The sequence below is a fragment of the Streptomyces sp. P9-A4 genome (genome assembly GCF_036634195.1).
In the GTDB taxonomy this organism is placed as follows: Bacteria; Actinomycetota; Actinomycetes; order Streptomycetales; family Streptomycetaceae; genus Streptomyces.
This window is the reverse complement of sequence record NZ_JAZIFY010000002.1, coordinates 57,840-75,618: the sequence shown is the minus strand read 5'-3', so window position 1 is coordinate 75,618 and position 17,779 is coordinate 57,840. Positions and strand designations below refer to the sequence as shown.

At 74.8% G+C, this 17,779-nt stretch carries 8 protein-coding genes; 1 reads left to right on the top strand and 7 read right to left on the bottom strand.

Annotated elements, in window-relative coordinates; all coding sequences use genetic code 11:
- Nucleotides 1–82: 82 nt before the first annotated feature.
- The 6 genes from V4Y03_RS31005 to V4Y03_RS30980 all read right to left on the bottom strand — a co-directional run bounded on the left by V4Y03_RS31005 (nt 83) and on the right by V4Y03_RS30980 (nt 14,316).
- Nucleotides 83–2,017, bottom strand: coding sequence for a hypothetical protein (locus V4Y03_RS31005; RefSeq protein ID WP_332437359.1), 1,935 nt, complete (start codon nt 2,015–2,017; stop codon nt 83–85).
- Nucleotides 2,014–5,967 (bottom strand): DUF5682 family protein, encoded by a 3,954-nt coding sequence (locus V4Y03_RS31000; protein WP_332437358.1) that lies wholly within the window; start codon nt 5,965–5,967, stop codon nt 2,014–2,016. Before V4Y03_RS31000 ends, V4Y03_RS31005 begins: the two co-directional genes overlap by 4 nt.
- A complete protein-coding gene (locus V4Y03_RS30995; protein ID WP_317878869.1) occupies nt 5,964–7,118 on the bottom strand; it encodes an ATP-binding protein in 1,155 nt (384 codons plus the stop codon). The genes V4Y03_RS31000 and V4Y03_RS30995 overlap by 4 nt, the downstream gene beginning before the upstream one ends.
- Before the next feature lie 343 nt (nt 7,119–7,461).
- On the bottom strand, nt 7,462–12,384 hold the full coding sequence (locus V4Y03_RS30990) for a DNA-binding protein (protein ID WP_332437357.1): 4,923 nt from the start codon (nt 12,382–12,384) through the stop codon (nt 7,462–7,464).
- The gene (locus V4Y03_RS30985) at nt 12,381–13,238 is read right to left on the bottom strand and encodes a DUF4132 domain-containing protein (RefSeq protein ID WP_332437356.1); all 858 of its coding nucleotides are present in this window, start codon (nt 13,236–13,238) and stop codon (nt 12,381–12,383) included. Before V4Y03_RS30985 ends, V4Y03_RS30990 begins: the two co-directional genes overlap by 4 nt.
- A 325-nt stretch (nt 13,239–13,563) precedes the next feature.
- Nucleotides 13,564–14,316: a D-Ala-D-Ala carboxypeptidase family metallohydrolase gene (locus V4Y03_RS30980; protein WP_317874038.1), complete on the bottom strand. Its 753-nt coding sequence runs from the start codon at nt 14,314–14,316 to the stop codon at nt 13,564–13,566.
- A gap of 255 nt (nt 14,317–14,571) precedes the next feature.
- Here V4Y03_RS30980 and ligA point away from each other — a divergent pair, with 255 nt between their 5' ends.
- A complete protein-coding gene (gene ligA / locus V4Y03_RS30975; protein ID WP_332437355.1) occupies nt 14,572–16,659 on the top strand; it encodes an NAD-dependent DNA ligase LigA in 2,088 nt (695 codons plus the stop codon).
- Between the two features lie 50 nt (nt 16,660–16,709).
- Here ligA and V4Y03_RS30970 read toward each other — a convergent pair whose 3' ends face one another.
- Entirely contained in the window at nt 16,710–17,660 is a 951-nt protein-coding gene (locus V4Y03_RS30970) for an endonuclease/exonuclease/phosphatase family protein (protein WP_332437753.1), read from the bottom strand.
- Nucleotides 17,661–17,779 lie beyond the last annotated feature (119 nt).

Sequence of the window (17,779 nt, the reverse complement as noted above, 5' to 3'; positions counted from 1 at the left end):
CGCGGCGCCGCCCTGCGGCGGGCCCGATGGGCGCACTGTCCCGCACAGGACGCGCCAGCAGTGGCAGCGCGCGCCTCCCCACTCATCGGGACCACGAAGCCGCCACCAGCGACCTTTCCGCCGCCGCGAGATGGACCGCCGAGGCCAGCCACGCCCGGGCGTATCCTTCGGCCGAGGCGTCGGTGAGCCGGCCGAAGGCGTCGCGGGGGCGACGGTCCGCCTCCGCCATCACGGCCTCCGCCAGCTGCGCCGCCCCGCCGAGTCCCGCCCTGCGCAGCGGTACGACGAAGGCGGCCGTCTCCGCACCGCGACCGGCCTCGGCCACGGCGCGTCTCCCGCCCGCGACCCCCGTCTCCAGAAGGCGCCGCACCCGCCACAACGGCGCGTCCGCCAGCGGATCCGGCCCTGCGGTCACCGGCCCCGTCGGCTCGGCTCCGGTCCCCTCGGCCGGGAAGTGGCCGCCCTGAAGGCGGTCGTATCCCAGATCGGCCCGACCGAGCCACTCCTCCGGCAGTCGCAGTGTGTGCGAGGCCCCCGGCACCGGGCCGACGGCCAGCGGCCGGAGCGTCGCGGCCCGCTCCAGGTCCGGGCGGCCGAGCACCCGCAACGCGAGCCCCGGACACTGCGCGAGCCTGCGCAGGTTCGCGGCGTGCGGCAGCCCCGGATGAGGGTGCGCGGGGCGCAGCCGCAGCAGCGGACCGTCATCGGCCACGCGGGCCACCAGATACTCCCCGGCCGCGCCGACTACCACGACATCACAGCCCAGCAGAGGCGCCGCGGTCCCGTCGCCCTCGGAGGAACCGGCGTCGAGCGCGGCGGCCATCGCCTCGTGCACCGGTCGCGCGAACAGCGCGGCGACGGGCTCCTCGGACCACTCCACCCCGCGCACCGGCGTCGCGCTCACGCCCCGGCCCGCCCCGAGCCGCCCGTCCGGGGACACGGTGGCGCCGACGATCCGCAGCCCACCGCGCGCCAGCCCGCCGTGGTCGAGGACGGCCCCACCGAGCGCCACGGACGCGGTCCCCGCCCCCTTGGCGCGGGCCAGGCCTCCCGGACGTACGTCGGACACCGTGTAGCAGGCACCGGCAGGGTCCACCAGATGGGTCGCGACACCCCCGTACCCGGTGGCGGACAGCACCGGCTCCCGGCACAGGCCGTACACCCGCAGGCTGCCGCCCTCCCCGTACGCACGGCGCACGGAGCCGGTCGCACCGGCACCGGCCGATCCCGAGGCGAGCAGAGCGGCCTCGGAGAGGAGCTCACGGAAGGCGCCCGTGAGGTCCCCGAGCCGCTGGCCCTGACTGCTCTCCCGCGCGGCCCGCAACCCCCGTACGACGCGCAGAGCGGCGGCCTCGGCCCGGGGCAGCCCTGCCAGCCGCGCGGTGTGGGCGGCGCGCAGCAACTCGGCCTGGACCACGGCCCCGCCAGCGGTGACACCTGCGGCCAGTGCCTCGGCCGCCGCCTGCCACAACGCGGTCGCGGCCCGGACCTGAGCGGTGGTGAGCGCGGGGGCCGGCTCGTGCGGCGCTTCGGCACCGACGGCGAGGACGTCGCCGCCCGCACAGCCGCCCCGAGCCGACGAATCGCCGCCCGACTCCAGCCGACGGCCCCCGGCGCCCTCCGAGCCGTCCGTCCCGCTCGACCCGCTCGACCCGTCCGACCGGTCCGTCCCGCTCGAACCGTTCAGCTCGTCCGAAGCCCCCAGCTCGCCCGGCGCCCCCATCTCCGCGATCGGCGCCGCTCCCAGGACGGCCGCCCGGTGCAGGCAGCGCGGGGCCAGCAGACACGTACAGACCGCCTGCCCGGCGTCGACGATCGCTCCGGACGGGCCGGGGCGCAGACTGACGACAGCGTCCTCACCGAAGGGCACGTCCACGGATCCGTCGGCCGCCGCGGCGATGTTCGCCGTGCAGCTCTCGATCGCGGCGTCGAGTTTCTTGCGCAGCCTCGCGCTGAGCTGTTCGACGGCCTCGGCGAGGACCTCGGGGGCGACGGGAGGCAGGGCATCGGTGCTCAACGGGCTTCTCCACGGAGGCGGTCGCCCACCCAGCGGGCGAGGGCGAGCGGACTGAGGGCGGCCACCGGCATACCGGCGGCGACGAGTTGGCGTGCCACGGGGACCGAGTAGCGAGGCGTGCCGGCGTCGTCGAGCGCCGCGCAGCCCAACAGATGCGCACCGGAGGAGGCGAGCGCGCGCACCTCGCCCAGCAGCCCAGACAGCGGCGCGCCCTCCTCGAAGTCGCTGACCACGACGACGAGGGTGCGGCTCGGCACGGTGATCAGAGAGCGGGCGTGCGCGAGCCCCGCCGCGATGTGCGTCCCGCCGCCGACCCGGACCTCCAACAGGAGTGACAGCGGGTCGTCGACCCGGTCGGTGAGGTCCACCACCTGGGTGGAGAAGGCCAGGAAGTGCGTCGACAGCGTCGGAACGCCGCCCAGCACCGCGGCGGTCAGCGCCGACCAGATCACCGACGCCTCCATCGACCCGGAGACGTCGACGACCAGGACCAGCCGCCAGTCCGCCTCCTTGCTCGCCCGTGTGCTGAAGACCGGACGCTCCGGTACGACCACGACGCGGCCGTCGTCCGTACGCCGCGTGTGGGCGAGGTTGGCGCGCAGGGTACGGGCGAGGTCGAGCCGACCGCCGGGGCGCCGCGTCGGGCGCGGCGTGGCCAGACCGGAGAGCGCCGGGCGCAGCCGGGTGGCCAGTTCCCGTGCGAGTTCGTCGACGAGCCGCTTCACCAGCGGGCGCAGCCGGGCGAGTTGCGCCTCGGGCATCCCGCCGGCCAGGGAGAGGACGGAACTCAGCAGCTCGACGGACGGGCGTACCGCCGCCGGGTCCAGCTGGGTGAGGACGTCGGAGCGTCCCGCGTCCGCCGCCTCGGCGAGGACCTCTTCCCGTACGTCGGCTCCGAAGAGGGCCTCCAGCTCCTGCGACCACTCCCGGGCGGTGGGGAAGGAGGCGTCCTGCCCTCCGCCCTGACCCGACCCGCCGTCGACGTCGTCGGTGCCCTCGCCCCGCCCGCCGCCGTACAGCTCGTCCAGCGCATGGGCGTATCGGCGTGCGTCCGCCGAGAGCCGTTCCTTGTGGCGGCCGAGGAGGAGCCGCCACCGATCGGCATGCCCGAGCAGCCGCTCAGGCCCCTGGCCTCGGTCCTGCTCGGCCTGCTCAGACTCCCCCTTCGGCACCGACCGCTGGGACGACCCCGACAACGACCCCGACGACGACCCCGTCCTCGCCCCGGTGACCGCCGCGTCGCGGGCATCCGTCGCGAGACGTGGACCCCCGGACGCGTCCGGCACGGCCAGGGCCAGCCTCTTCAGCGCGGCGAGTCCCGCCGCGTCGGCGGCGGCCCAGAGGGCGAGCAACTCGGGTGGCGCGTCGAGCGAGAGGTCGAGCCGGTCGCCGAGCCGCTCGGTCACGGTCGTCAGCAGCCGGTCCCGCGCGGCGGGCGTCAGAGCGTCGAACCCGCCCCGCAGGGCCGGGAGCCGGTCCAGGAACTCCTGGTCGACCAGGGCCTCGACCCCGTCGAGCAGCGGGGTCAGCGCGTCCGGAGACGCCTGGAGTAGCGGTCCGGCGGCCATCAGCAGTCCCGCGAGGCGCTTGGTGAGCGCACGCCGGGCGGCGGGCGCGGTCGCACCGTCGAGCCAGTCGGCCACGCGCGCGCCCAGCCCGGCGGCCGGATCCAGGTCGAGCATGACCCGTACGGCGAGGGCGGCGCCCTGCATCAACGGCCCGGCCCCCGAGGTGAGTTCGGCCAGGGCCCGGTCGAGCCGGAGGCCCAGGTGCCGGGCGGCCGTCCGGTCCGCCAGCGCCACCAGCGCCCGCGCGTCCGTGGCGCTTTCGCTTCCGGCCAGACCCGGCAGGGACCGTACGGCGGCGTCGAGGAGTTCGCCCGTGAGCGCCTCGGCCATGGCGCGGGCGTCCTGGGTGGTGCCGGGGTGGTGTCCGCGCCGTATGCCCTCCAGGAGGTCCAGTGCTTCGAGAAGTTCGGGCAGCTCGGCAGTGTCGGGCAGTACGGCGCCGGCCTCGCGCAGCCGTGCGTCGACCAGGTCGGGCAGGTCGCAGCGGACGGCGGCGGTGAGCCCGGTCAGGGTCTGCGCGGGGGTCGGTCCACCGTCGGCCGCCTCACGACGCGCGGTCTCGCCCAGCGCGCCGGCGGCGGCCTGCGCCGCGGTCACCCCGCGGACTCCGGCGAGATCGAGGCGCGCCGACACGGAGGGCGTCCACCGCAGACGCCACTTGGTGCCGAGCGCGGTGCCGTCGCCGGTGGCGGCCACCGTGAGGGGTTCGCCGTACGAGGCACCGATGACCAGCAGACGTTGCAGCAGGACCTCACGCCGGCTGTCGAGCGGCGACCGGAGTGGATCGAGGCGGACCTCGCGCGGCTCCCGCTCGCCCGCGCCGGGCAGCCGTAGCCGGGCGAGTTCGTCCTCGACCGAGGGGCCCAGACCGGAACGGGGCGCGCGCGGGGTGATCCGCCCCCGCGCGGTGCCGACGAACACGGCCTCCAGGGCCCGGGCCAGCGCCCGGCCACGGCCGAGGGGCTCACCCTGGCCGAGGACGGTGGTGACCGCCTCCAGCAGTTCGCCGCGCCCGGGGGCGGGCAGCCCGCGCAGCGTGGCCAGGTCGCAGGCGAGCCGCAGGGTCTCGGCGGCCTCACCGGTACCGGCGGTGTGGCCGGCGCGCCGCATCTCCCGGCAGACGCCCGTCACCGCGACGGCGGCCGCCTCACGGATACGGTCCGCGTCACCGGCGGCGGCGAGTACGGCCTGCTGCCAGAGCGGGTCACGGATACCGGCGGGGTAGCCGGACCGGGAGTCGAGCAGATCGAACGAGTAGGGGACGAAGGAGGTCACCGCGGCGCTGCTCGCGCCACGGGGCGCGAGTGCGCTCGTTCCCCCCGACCCGCTCCGGTCAGGCGGGCCGCCGGGGCGTCCGGCGTCGGCCGCCCCCGGACGCCGGACGTTCACCCCGTCCGAGGCGGTGCCGGTGCCGGTGCCGGTGCCGATGTCCGTGCCATTGCCGGTGTCGCTGCCCGCGTCCGTGGTCAGTTCCGTAGCCGTGCTGGCAGTCGGCTCCGTACGCGTATCCGTATCCGCGTCCGGCTCCGGGTGGGCCATCAGCGCGGGGGCGTGGAACGCGCCGATCACGGCGGCGACCCGGCGCCCTCCCACCGAGGCCGCCGCGACGACCTGCCGCATCCGGGCCTCGCGGGCCAGATCGGTCGCGGGCACGTCGGCGTCGGCACGCAGGGCCCAGCCCACGCCCAGGGCCGCGCGGCGCACGGCCTCGGCGGGGCAGCCGGGAGCGAGGACCTCCACGGCCCGGTCCCACATGTCCTCACCGTCCCGGCCCGTGCCGGCGGCGGCGAGCGCGGCGGCGAAGGAACGGCGTCCCTCCCGCCCGTCCGTGCCCGGCCCTTCGCGACGCGCACTCTCCTCGGCATCCCCACCCGCCCCGGTGCCGGCCGCATCGTCGGAACCCGCGACATCCGCAGACCCCGCGACATCGTCGGAATCTGTGACATCCACAGAGCCCGCGACATCCACGGAGTCCCCGTCCTCGCCGGAACCCGAAGGACCCGTAGCCGGCACGGTCTCCCGTGACCAGCCCGGATCGCCCAACGGCAGGTCGCAGCACACGACCTCCGCCCCGCGCTCCCGCGCCCACCGCACCGCCGCCAGCTCCGGGGAGAAGTCGGCGAACGGGTAGAACGCCAGGCCTCCGCCCTCGCCCGCCCCGGCCAGGGCGACCGGGGCGACGGTCTCCGGGTCCGCCAGATGCTCCAGCCACGGTTGGAAGTCGGCCGGGAGTTCCACGCAGACGACCTCGGCGCCCGCCTCGTCCAGCAGGGCGGGCACCACGGCGGCCAGCGCCGGACTGTGGTGGCGCACTCCGAGCAGGTACGGCTCGCGCGACGCGGCCAGCGCGTCCACGGCCGCCCGCGGATCGACGGTCGTCAACGCAGGCTCCCGCGCAGGTCCCAGAGCCGACGCCACATCGCCGAGCCGCCCTCGGCCCGGCGCCGGACCGGGCCGTCCCAGTACCCCAGGAGCCGGGCGTGGTCGGCCGGATCGTCCTTCCGTACGACACCCAGCAGGTGGCCCGGCAGCAGGTCGAGGACATCACCGCCCGGGAGGTAAGCGGCCGCGACGCCCAACGACGCCGCCACCTGCACGGCCTCGGCGGTGGACATCACCGTGCCGGGCCGTTCGACGTCCCAGCCTTCGGTGGACCGACCGGAACGGAGGTCCCGGAAGACGGTGACGAGGGCGTCGAGGACGGCGTCGTCGACCCCGAAGGACGCGCCCGCCCGCTGGACCGCCGCGACCGCCTGACGCCGGATCAGGACGGCCTCGGCGTCGGCGTCCGCGATCGGGCCCACCGTCTCGAAGTTGAACCGGCGCTTCAGCGCGGCGGACATCTCGGAGACCCCGCGGTCGCGCAGGTTGGCGGTGGCGATGACGGTGAAGCCGGGTGCGGCGCCGACCACCGCGTCCTCGGTGGCGGTCAGTTCGGGCACGGTGATCCGGCGGTCGGACAGGATGGACACGAGGGCGTCCTGCACCTCGGGCAGGCAGCGGGTGATCTCCTCCACGCGCACCACGCGCCCGGTACGCATGGCGGCGAGCACGGGGGAGTCGACCAGGGCCTGCGGGGTCGGACCCTGCGCGAGCAGGAGGGCGTAGTTCCAGCCGTAGCGGAAAGCGTCCTCCGTGGTGCCCGCCGTGCCCTGAACGGTCAGGGCACTCGTCCCGCTGACGGCGGCCGCGAGCAGCTCCGACAGCATCGACTTGGCGGTACCGGGTTCGCCGGTGAGCAGCAGTCCGCGCTCCCCGGCGAGGGTGACGACGCAGCGCTCCACCAGGGCGCGCTCACCGACGAACTTCGGCGCGATCGCCAGCTTCGACGGCAGTCCGGCCCGACGCCCGGGCAGAGCGAGCTCCACGCCGTCGCTGCCGCACACGAAGGTGACGACGGCGCGCGGGGTGAGCGCCCAGCCGGGCGGGCGCGGGCCCGGGTCCTGAGCGGCGAGGAAGGCGAGCTCGGCGGCATGGCGCTCCTCGGCCGGCTGAACCTGCCGGGCCGGCACGGCCTGTTCGGTGACGGTCATACGGAAGTCCTCCGGGTGTGCGAGACGAAAGAGATACAGCTACGCGTGCGGATACGAGCACGAGAACCGGTGCGGGTGCGAACTCACCTCGGTCACGGGCCGTCGTACAGCCACGGACCGGGGGCGTGCGGAGGGGTAGGGAGAGGCGAAGCGAATGGAACGGAGGCGGGCGGCCCGGCGCGGCACTCCGAGAGCGGAGTGCCGCGCCGATGCCGGGTCCGCGCGGTACGACCGCGCGAACCCGCACCGCCGCACCAGGTGGCCCGTGCCCGAAGTCTCACGGAACGGCCACCTCACCGGGACCGGCGGGCGACGACCCGCCGGTCCCGGGCCCACGGCCCCCTCAGCGACGCCGTCTGGTCCGCCGCACCTTCAGCTCCTCGAACCGCGGAACGTCCCCGTCCAGGATCCGCTGCCACGCGCGGGCGAACAGCTCCGCGACGGGTTCGACCGGCACCAGGGCACCCAGCACCGGGCGACTGCCCGCCACCGGCCCGTACATCGACAGCTTCCACTGCTCCACGGGCAGCACCGGCGCCGACTGTTCGGCCCACGCGCCGGGCAGGAACAGGGAGCGGCCGGCCCGGGCCCGTACGGCCGAGACGACCAGGTCTCCGGCCTCCAGTTCGGCGCGCGCCGTCTTGAGACGGGCCGGCTTCCACCCCGTCCACCGTGCCGTGTTGCGGTCGGTCGGGTCGGGCATGGCCAGCAGCATCAGGTACAGCACGGCCGCGTCCGCCCCCAGACCGTGGGCCTCGGCGACCTCCGCCACGAGCGCGGGCACCGAGCGGGACGGATCCTGCGGCCACCAGGTGCCGTCCGGGCCCGTCTCGCCGGCCGCGGGCGCGCCCGGATCGGCCAGCAGCCGCGCGAACACCGGATCGTGCGCGCGCCGCAGCGCCACCTCCACCGCGGTCTCCTCCTGGTCCGGGTCCCGCAGCGCCACCAGGTACGGGTCGGACCCGGTGGAGTCGAGCAGGGCGGTCCGCAGCGCCGGCTGGGGCTGGTCGTCCTGCGTGGCCATCAGCACGGCGCCGTACCGCTCGTGACCCGGTGCCTTCTCGGTCGGCGCGCCCGCCACCTTGCGGAACGCCGGGAGGCTCGTGTAGTGGCCCACGGCCACCAGCAGGTCGGGTGAGGCGAGCCGCTGCCGAACGGCGGTGAGCGCACTGGGGAGCGCCGCTCGCAGGGGATCGCCGGCGGGCAGCCGGTGAGCCATCCAGGCCGCGAGGCCCATCGAGCCCGTGAGCACCGACGAGGTGAACGGATCCTCGGCCGGGGCCACGGTCGCCGGACGGTCGCCCGCGATGTGCCACGCGACGTCGACGCTCAGCTCCGGCGCCGTCGCGGGGTCGATCAGTGCCGGGAGGGCCCGGTGCACGGGCCAGCCGACGCGCGCACCGCGCGAGGCCTCCGCGGCGAGCCAGTCGGGGACCTGCGCACGACGTCCCACGCGCGCGTTCCACACGGCTGCCGCCGCCGCCACGTCGGGCCCCACGCTCCACAGCCGCGCCGGGTCCTCGGGAAGCAGCGCCGCGACCACGGCCCGGCGCACCTCGACGGAGAGCGTCCGCAGTTCGTCGCGCGCCTGCCGCGCCTCAGCCACCTTCAGGCCGAGGGTCTTGCGCAGGTCCGCCGGAAGGAAGTTGTCCTCCCAGCTGTCCACGTCGGGCATGCCCACGAGCACGAGCCGGGCCAGCGCCCCGGACGCCCCGGTGAGCCGCCCGAACTCCTCCGCCGCCTCCGGCAGGAAGGGGACCGCCGCACGGGACGACGCCTCCCGCAGGAAGGCGGTCAGCCACTCGGCGTCACGCGCGCGGTCACCGACCGGCGCGGCAGCGCGCAGGGAGTAGGGGCCGGGCACCTCGAATCGGCCGGCGGGGTCGTACAGCAGCGCCCCGAACTCCCGCCCGTCGGGCACGCTCTGGTTGCGCTCGGTGACCCCGAGCACCGACCCGCCGCCGAGCGGCAGGACGCAGCGGTGCCACATCCCGTGCTCCCGGCCGTCCGGGTTGTGCAGGTGCGACGAGCCGAGGTGGACCGTCACCCTTCGCCAGTGCGCGGCCGAGCCCGCCGTGGAGGCCAGTCCCAGCGCGTCGATCCGACCGAGGACGTCGAGCAGCGCGGCCCGGTGTTCGTCCGCACTGCCGGGGGCGAAGGCGCGGTACGCGATCGCCGCCGGCTCGTCGAGGAGGGAGGTGAAGGTCAGCCCCGAGTACGGCAGGGACGGCAGGTCGAAGTGCGTCCGGCCCGGTCGGGCCACGGTGGTGGCATCGGCCCGTACCGAGGCCAGCTCCTCCAGGAAGCGGTGGGCGAGGTCCGCGTCGGAGCCCCGATGGTAGTACCCGGAGTCGGCGAGGCCGCTCAGCGCCGTGCCGAGCAGACGGTCGGCCGGGCCTTCCCGGCGGACCTCCTCAGGCTCGGCCGCCGGGTCGAGCCGCTCGGCCACGGAGTCGAGGGCCTTCTGCTGCTGGACGGCGAAGTGCAGCACCTTCACCACACCCGCGATCAGTTCGGGCGCGGAGATCTCCGGCAGAGCGCTGCTCACGAGCTCCGGCAGGTCCGCCGCGCGCTCCGCGGCGGCAGCCGCCTTCAGGAGGGTGCCGGCCGTCCCGGCGTCCGCCCCGCGCAGCACGGCCGATCCCGCCGCGTCCCGTGTGCGCAGCGCGTACAGGTGGGACAGGGGCGGCAGCGGTGCGGCGGCCGTCCCGTACAACTGGTTGAGGGTGCCGTCGGTCTTCGCCGTGACCACGCCCTCCGGGTCGCTGAGCGACAGCACCCGCCACTGCTGGCTCACGGCCCTCGGCCGGTCGTCGCCGGGGAACGTGAGCGCCGCGAGCGGCATGTCGGAGCCCTCGGGCAGCACGACGCGCCGCCCGGCGGTGTCCTCGGCCTGCCAGCCGTTGCGGGGCAGCCGTACGACGCGCCAGCCCATCAGCCCGTCCTTCGACGTGCCGAGCGCCGATCCCCCGACCGCCGGTGCCGGGCGCAGCCACGACACGTGGGCGACCAGTTCGGCCCCCGTACCGTGGGCACCCAGCGCGTCGGCGAGGAACCCGGGCTGCGACCGCCGGCCGTACCCGCCCCGCACCGGGTCGTACTCGACCCAACCGCTCTCGCCGTGCCGGTCCTCCGCCTGCCACACCCAGTACGCCGTGCCGTCGGACACCAGCGGTCGCTCCGGGGGCACCTTCGTGTCGCCGCGGTGCAGCACTCCGCCGCCGGTGGTGCGGCCACCGCCGGGCAGCGGCAGACTGACGTGAGAGGAACGCATGGACCAGTAGTCGGCGCCGCCGTCCAGGGGGAACACCCTGTCGGGCGCGGTGTGCCAGTAGCCCTGCGGCTCCTCGCTCCGCCCGTAGGAGCGCCAGAACACCAGCAGGGCGCCGTCCACGTAGTGGAACCCGAACCGGTGGGACTGCCCCGAAGGTACGCGCAGATCGTGCGTGAGCACGGTGGAGTCGGCGTCGATGACCCGTACCTGCACGGCATTGGCCACGATCAGGTACGGCCAGGCCTCGACGACCGTCAGACCGTCGAACCTGTCGCTGCGGTCGCGCCCGGGAGCCAGCTCCGCGAGCGCCTCCTCCCACGCCGGCCAGTGCAGCTCCTCCCACAGACCGCCGCGCAGGGTGCGCGCGAACGTCTCGCCGAGATCGGCGGCGGCCGCCGCCGCGACCTCCTGCGGCGCGAGCGCGAGGGCCTCGACGGGCAGCCACGTCAGGCGCGCGATCGCGCCCGGAAGTCCCGGCAGTCCGGCCGCCGCCGAATCGCGGGCGACCTCGCGCACCCACTCGGCGAGCATCGGGCGGCCACCGTCCGTCTCGGCGAGCCGCCGCAGCACGTACGCCCCGGTGCTCGCGTCGTTGAATTTGTTCGCGCCGGCGCGGAACGCGGGACGGAAACGGGGGTCGGCGGCGAGGGCGACCAGGTCCCGGCGGTGCTCGCCGCGCGCCCAGTCCGCCAGGCCCAGGGCCTCGTGGCTCCGGTTGCGGCCGGGCGCCGCCGGGTCGGCGACCGGGATCTCCAGCGCGAGCAGCAGATCCAGCAGGTTCACGTCCTCGACGCCCATCCGCAGGGCGTCCCCGCCCTCGGGCCGGGCCGCCAGATCGGCCCGCAGCCGCCCGGCCGCCCGGGTCACCAGTTCCAGCAGGACCGCCGGAGTCGGACGGGTGCCCCAGCCCTGGTGCCGGGCGTTGTGGAAGCGCTCCAGCCAGCCGGCCGCACCGTCGGCGCAGCTCTCCTCCTGCGGCACGCCCGCGTCGGTGAGACCCGCGTCGGCCCCGGACTCCACCAGGATGTCCAGCCACAGGTCGCTGAGTTCGGTCTCACCCCCCGGCGGCGTCATCGACAGCAGCGTGCCCCGCACCGACGGGACGCGGTGGGCGAGCGCGACCAGCGCGGCGCGGTGCGCCTTCCACCAGCCGGCAGCCGCCCGCAGCGTCGCCGGCAGGGGGAGGAGTTCGCCGAGGTACTCCTGCTCCTCCTCGCTCGCGGACAGACCCGCGGCGCGGGCCAGCCGCCGCAGCTCCACGGCGGCCTGGGCGGACGGTGCGAGTCCGCCGGCGGTCCGGCGCACGCACAGCCGCCGGAAGCGCGCGTAGGCCTCGGCGGGCGACAGCCGGGCGGACAGCTCCTTGCCGTAGCTCGTGAGGACCTTCACCGGCAGCGCGCCGGCCAGGGCGAACTCGAGGAACACGGCGTCGAGCCGGTCCTCGTCGACCGACAGACCGTGCTGCGCCTCGCTGGTGCGGGCGCGCCCGAACAACTGGCCCGCGTACGTCGTGTTCTCGACGCCGAGGAAGACCCGGGCGCTCTGCTCGTAGAAGACGGGCAGGAAGTGCGGGACGGCGGAGGCGAGGCGTCCGGCCAGCTCGTGGCAGGCGTCGAGGGCGGCCTTCGGCTTGGTCTTCGCCTGCCGGGCCAGCCGGTCCAGCTCCGGCACGACCGCCAGCGCGTGGTGTCCGTCCGCCGGGTGGTGGACGAGTACCCACTCCGGGAAGCCCAGTTCCTGGCGCTGGCCGAGGCCCACCACGACCGGGTTCCCGTGCGGTTCGAGTCCGAGGAAACCCGTGGCGAGGTCCTCGGCGGGGCCGAGTTCGGCGGCGGCGAGCCGGACGACGACCCGCTCCTCCCCGAGCACCGCGTGGCGGTAGGTCCGCGCGGTCAGCTCGACAGCCGCCTCGCCCGCCCCTTCGGTGTCGGCCGGGAGCACGGCTCCGGCCTTCAGCAGCTCCGTGTTGACGGAAACGGTCGTGCCGGTCACGCGTTCTCACCCTCTTCGATCGTGCGGCCGGCGTACAGCGCCGCGGCCATGCGCATCCCCTCGGACCAGGCCACCGGCCCGACCTCGCTCAGCCGCACCGCGCGGCCTTCCTCGTCGTGCCAGCTCAGGGCGCCGGTCTCCGACTCCCCTTCCCAGTACGGTTCGCCGATCCAGACGGACGCCTCCGTGCCGCGGCCCCCGTCGCGCACCTTGCACGTGGCGTAGCCGCCGGACACGCGGTAGCCGAGCCCGGTGGCCCGCGCCGCGAGCCCGAAGCGCGAGGCGAACTTCCCTCCCGCGTAGTCCCGTACCTCCGTCGCCGTCTCCGCGTGCCCGGCGGTGGGCCTCGCCCAGGTGGCGCGGTGGATCTGCTCCACCCGCTGGGTGATGCCCAGTTCGGCCGCGAAGTCCCGGACGTCGTCCAGGTCGGGCAGACGCACGGGATGGGGGAGGGTCACCGTGCGCGGGGAGAGCCGTACGGTCTCGCCGTCGAGGTCCACCGTCTTCAGCTCACCGTCCGCGGTGACGTCGCGGAGGAAGCCGACCTCGTCCGGGTCGTCGCCGACCACGGCCATGTCACGGAGGGCGGACTGCCACGCCTCGTCCGGCCACACCCGGGCGATCAGCTCGGTCGGCACCGGCAGCGAGGACACCATCCAGGTGTCGACCTGCGCCACGCACGCGGCCGCGTGCCGGTCCAGCCATTCGCCGAGCTGCCGCAGCCGGTCGGTCTCCGGATGGTCGCGCAAGGCCTTCGGGAGGCTCTTCAACTGCCGCCCCCCGGAACGCCGGGCGACCACCCGTCCGTCATCAAGGGTGATCTCGTATCCCTCACCCGCTGCAAGCCACGCCATGAGCCGTGCCCCTCCGCCTGTCCGGTCAGAATCCGCGCAGCTCGAACCATGGGGACGACGCCCCTGAACTGCGGTATGCCGGGACACTATCCAGAGCCACTGACAACGCCCGCCCGGGTGCCGGAGAAGACGGCGGACTCCCCTCGTGACGCGGGCCCACCCCCTCCCCCGCCAGGCGGGGGAGGGGTGGGCGGAGGCGCGGCGGGAGACGCGGGATCAGGGATGGTCGGGGACCGGCCCAGGGATGAGCCAGGGATGAGGCAGGGACGAATCAGGGGAGATTCAGGGGCGTACGAGGGGCGTACGAGGGGCGGGTGAGTACGCGTCAGATGCCGCAGCTGGAAGCGGACCAGAAGCGGCCGTCCCGGTGGTCGACGTGGGTGTGATCGCTGTGCCCCGGATAGCCCGGGCCGAGGATTCCGTTGAAGCCGTGGTTGCGGGCCTGCTGTGCGAGGAGGCACAGTGAGTGCGGTCCGGAGCCGAGGTCGGCCGCGTCTCCGTAGAGGTGGCGGCTCGACGAGGCACCGCCGACGGCGGCGTTGCAGGCCTGGCTGCGGAAGCCGCTGGTGACGCGGATGCTCTGGTCGCCGAGGGCGTGCCGCAGGGCCTCCAGCTTCCACATGGTGCGCAGGGCGTTCGACTTGGCGGTCGCCGCGCTCACCGCTCCTCCGGCCCAGGTGGTGTTGCAGGTGTTGAGTTCGGCGTAGGTGAAGTGGATCGGGGTGCAGTCGTCGTCCTGGAGCGCGTAGATCTTGCTGAACGTCGCGGGTCCGGCGACGCCGTCGGCGGCGAGTCCGTAGGCGCTCTGGAAGCGCTTGACGGCGGCTGCCGTGCCCGGTCCGTAGTCGCCGTCGATGGCGAGCACCCCGCCGTAGCCGGGGTATCCGGCCACCCGGACCTGCAGGGCTGTGACGTCGGCGCCGGAAGTGCCTTGGGAGAGGGTGCGCGACCACGTGTAGCAGCCGTCGGCCTGGGCGGCGCCGGCGGTCGCCATCACCCCGGTCAAGGATGCAGTCATGATCATGACAATCGAGAGCAGTAGGCGCAGGGGCGGAAAACTCGGGGAGCGTCGGAACATCGATCCTCCATGGCCTTACGGATCCGAGATGACCCAGGGATGAGAGTCCCCCCGAGATTGACGCCCCGGTCGACGCGCGTCAACCACGCCGAGCCGACCGCCGTTCGTCGTTCCGACGACGCCGGGGCAACCGCCCGCACACGACGTCCGCGAGTGGGGGATCGGGAGGTGGCGAGTGGCATGCGGACCGCCGGGGCCAGGGCCGCCGAACCCGCTCCGGGCACCGATGTCAGACCCCCACGAGAAGATCTCTCCATGACGACTTCTCCCGCCGCTGAGGCGATGTCCGGCCTGCCCGACCTGCCCGTGCTGACCGACCGTGACGAGTACGAGGCCGCGCTCCGAAGCCTGCGCGAAGCCTCGCGGCAGTACTACGACGACGGTGACAGCGTCATGGACGACACCGCGTACGACCGGCTTCGGCTGGCCGTGCTGGCCTGGGAGCGCGAGAACCCCGACGAGGTCGCCACGGACTCTCCCACCGGGCTTGTCGCCGACGGCGCCGCCCCGGCCGGCGACATCGCGCACACCACCCGGCTGCTGAGCCTGGACAACGTCTTCGACGCCGAAGGGCTGGTGGCCTGGGGCGCCTCCGTCCAGCGCCGGCTGGGCCGTGCTCCTGCCGGCGGCTTCACCGTCGAGCCCAAGATCGACGGCGCGGCCGTGGCCGCCCGGTACCGCGCCGGACGCCTCGTCCAGGTCATCACCCGGGGGGACGGCAGCCACGGCGAGGACGTCAGCCATGTCATCGGCCAGATCGACGGCCTCCCCGAACAGCTCGAGCAGGAGGTCACCGTCGAGGTCAGGGGCGAGGTCGCCTTCACCCAGGAGCAGTTCGAGACGGCGAACGAGGTCCGCACCGCCCACGGCGCGCAGGTCTTCGCCAACCCCCGCAACGGCACCGCGGGCACCCTGAGGGCGAAGGACCGCCCGTACCGGCTCCGCATGACCTTCTGGGCCTACGGCGCGGTCGAACTGGACGGGACACCCTTCCCGCCCGAGGACGCGGCGGCGACGCACGCCGAGACGCTGTCCGCGGTGGCCACCGCCGGCGTGTGCACGACGGCGGCCTCCCCCGCGGGCCTCGCCGTCGTCCCCGACCTCGCCGAGGCCCAGCGGAGGATCGACGCGATCGCCGCCACGCGCGCGGAGCTGCCGGTCGGCATCGACGGCGTGGTCGTCAAACTGAACGACACCGCCGAGCAGACGGCGGCCGGCACAGGTACGCGGTTCCCCTACTGGGCCATCGCGGTCAAACTGCCCGCGGTCGAGCGGCAGACCGTCCTGGAGGATGTCGTGTGGGAGGTCGGGCGCACCGGGGTCCTGGCACCGACCGCGATCCTCGCCCCCGTCGAGATCGACGGCTCCACCGTGACCCGGGCCACCCTGCACAACCCCGCCGACATCCGCCGGCGCGACCTCCACCTCGGCGACACCGTCACCGTCTACAAGGCCGGTGACATCATCCCGCGCGTCCAGGCCGCCGTGGTCGCGCTCCGCCCCGCCGGAGCGCGCGAGGTGCCGCTGCCGGAGACCTGCCCCCACTGCGACGGCGCGATCGACAAGCGCCAGGAACGGTGGCGCTGCGCCAAGGGCACCGCCTGCGCCCTCCCGGCGTTGATCGAGTACGCCGCCGGGCGCGAGATGCTCGACATCGACGGCCTCGGCAGGACGTACGTGGCCGCCCTGGTCGGCTCCTGTGACGTCACGGACATCGCGGATCTCTTCACCCTGACCGTCGACCAGCTCACCGCCGCCTCCGGCAGCGCCAAGCGGGCCGCGAAGCTCGCCGAGCAGATCGAGACCGCCAGGACCCGCCCCCTCAACCGGGTCTTCTGTGCCCTGGGCGTCCTGGGCACGGGCCGCAGCATGTCCCGCCGTATCGCCCGTCACTTCCGCACCATGGACGCGATACGCCGGGCCGACGCGGCGGAGATGCAGGACGTGGAGGGCATCGGCCCGGAGAAGGCCCCGGTCATCGTCGAGCAGGTGGCCGCGCTGGCCCCCGTCATCGACAAGCTGATCGCGGCGGGGGTCAACATGACCGAGCCCGAGGACCCGTCGGCCGGCCAGGGCGGCGGACCGCTGGAGGGCAAGGTCGTCGTGGTCACCGGCAAGATGGCCGGACCGCTGGAGGGGTTCGGCCGCTCCGAGATGAACGCCCTGATCGAGAAGGCCGGCGGGCGAGCGGGAAGCAGCGTCAACGCCAAGACGTCCATCCTCGTCGCCGCCCCGTCCGCGAACGGCAAGCCCAGCTCGAAGGCGGTCAAGGCCGCCGAACTCGGAGTGGAGGTGCTCGCACCGGAAGCCTTCGCCGAACTGGTCGCGGACTGCCTGACGTGAGGTGAGGCCACAAGCACGTTCCATCACGGGCGGACGGCCGCGGCGGGGCGTCAGCGCGGGGCGATCCTCGCGGTCACGGGAAGATGGTCACTGCCGGTGGCGGGCAGCGTGCGGATCGACCGGACCACGGCCCCGCGCGCCAGGACCTGGTCGATGCGGGCCACCGGCAGACCGGCCGGGAAGCTGAACGCGAAGCCGCGCTCGGGAGCGCCCAGCCGCGAGGTCAGGGGCGCCAGGCCACGATCGTCGACCGTCCCGTTGAGGTCGCCGAGAAGGACCACCCTGTCCGCCCTCTCGGCGGCCAGCACCCGGCCCAGCAGTCCGGCGCTCTCGTCGCGCCGGGCGGAGGCGAGGCCGCCGGCCCCCACCCGTACGGACGGCAGATGCGCCACGTACGCGACGACGTCCCCGGACGGCGTGCGCACCACGGCGCGCAGCGCGCGGCTCCAGCCCTCCGCGATGTCCCGGGGCTTGATGTCCAACGGCCGCGCATCGGCGAGCGGATGGCGGGACCAGAGGCCGACCGTGCCATGCACCACGTGGTACGGGTACTCCGGGGTGAGCACCGCCTCGTACTCCCGCCGTGCCGGATCCACCAGCTCCTGGAGCGCGATCAGATCGGGCCCGGCGGCGGCGAGGGCACGGGCGGTTCCCGCCGGATCGGGGTTCTCGTCACTGACGTTGTGCTGTACGACGACGAGCTCGCGCCCGTTCGGCGAGCCGGAGGGGAGCAGCAGCACGCCGTACGAATGACTCCAGACGGCGACGGGCAGCAGCAGGGCCACCAGCGCCACGACGGACCGGCGGATCAGCGCCAGGACGACGAGGAGGACGACCACCGGCCCCAGCCACGGCAGGAAGGACTCCAGCAGACTGCCCAGCCGACCGGGGGAGTTGGGCAGGACGGAATGGAAGGCGAGGAGCCCCGCCGTGACACAGGCCAGTGCGGCGATCACCCGCCCGGAACCGCGACCGCGCGTCCAGCCTCCCGGTCCACGCACCCAGCCCCGGAGCCGGCCCGGACGGCCCCTGCCCCGGCGCTGCTCCCGGTCCTTCTCCGGCTCCCGGTCCGCCCCCGTCTCCTTCGTCCCCACCCTCGTTCCCTCCCTCGGCGTCGTTG

Excerpts from the sequence above, each read along its gene's own strand:
- V4Y03_RS30995 (WP_317878869.1), bottom strand. The coding sequence starts at position 7,118 with ATGACCGTCACCGAACAGGCCGTGCCGGCCCGGCAGGTTCAGCCGGCC.
- V4Y03_RS30985 (WP_332437356.1), bottom strand. The coding sequence starts at position 13,238 with ATGGCGTGGCTTGCAGCGGGTGAGGGATACGAGATCACCCTTGATGAC.
- V4Y03_RS30980 (WP_317874038.1), bottom strand. The coding sequence starts at position 14,316 with ATGTTCCGACGCTCCCCGAGTTTTCCGCCCCTGCGCCTACTGCTCTCG.
- ligA (WP_332437355.1), top strand. The coding sequence starts at position 14,572 with ATGACGACTTCTCCCGCCGCTGAGGCGATGTCCGGCCTGCCCGACCTG.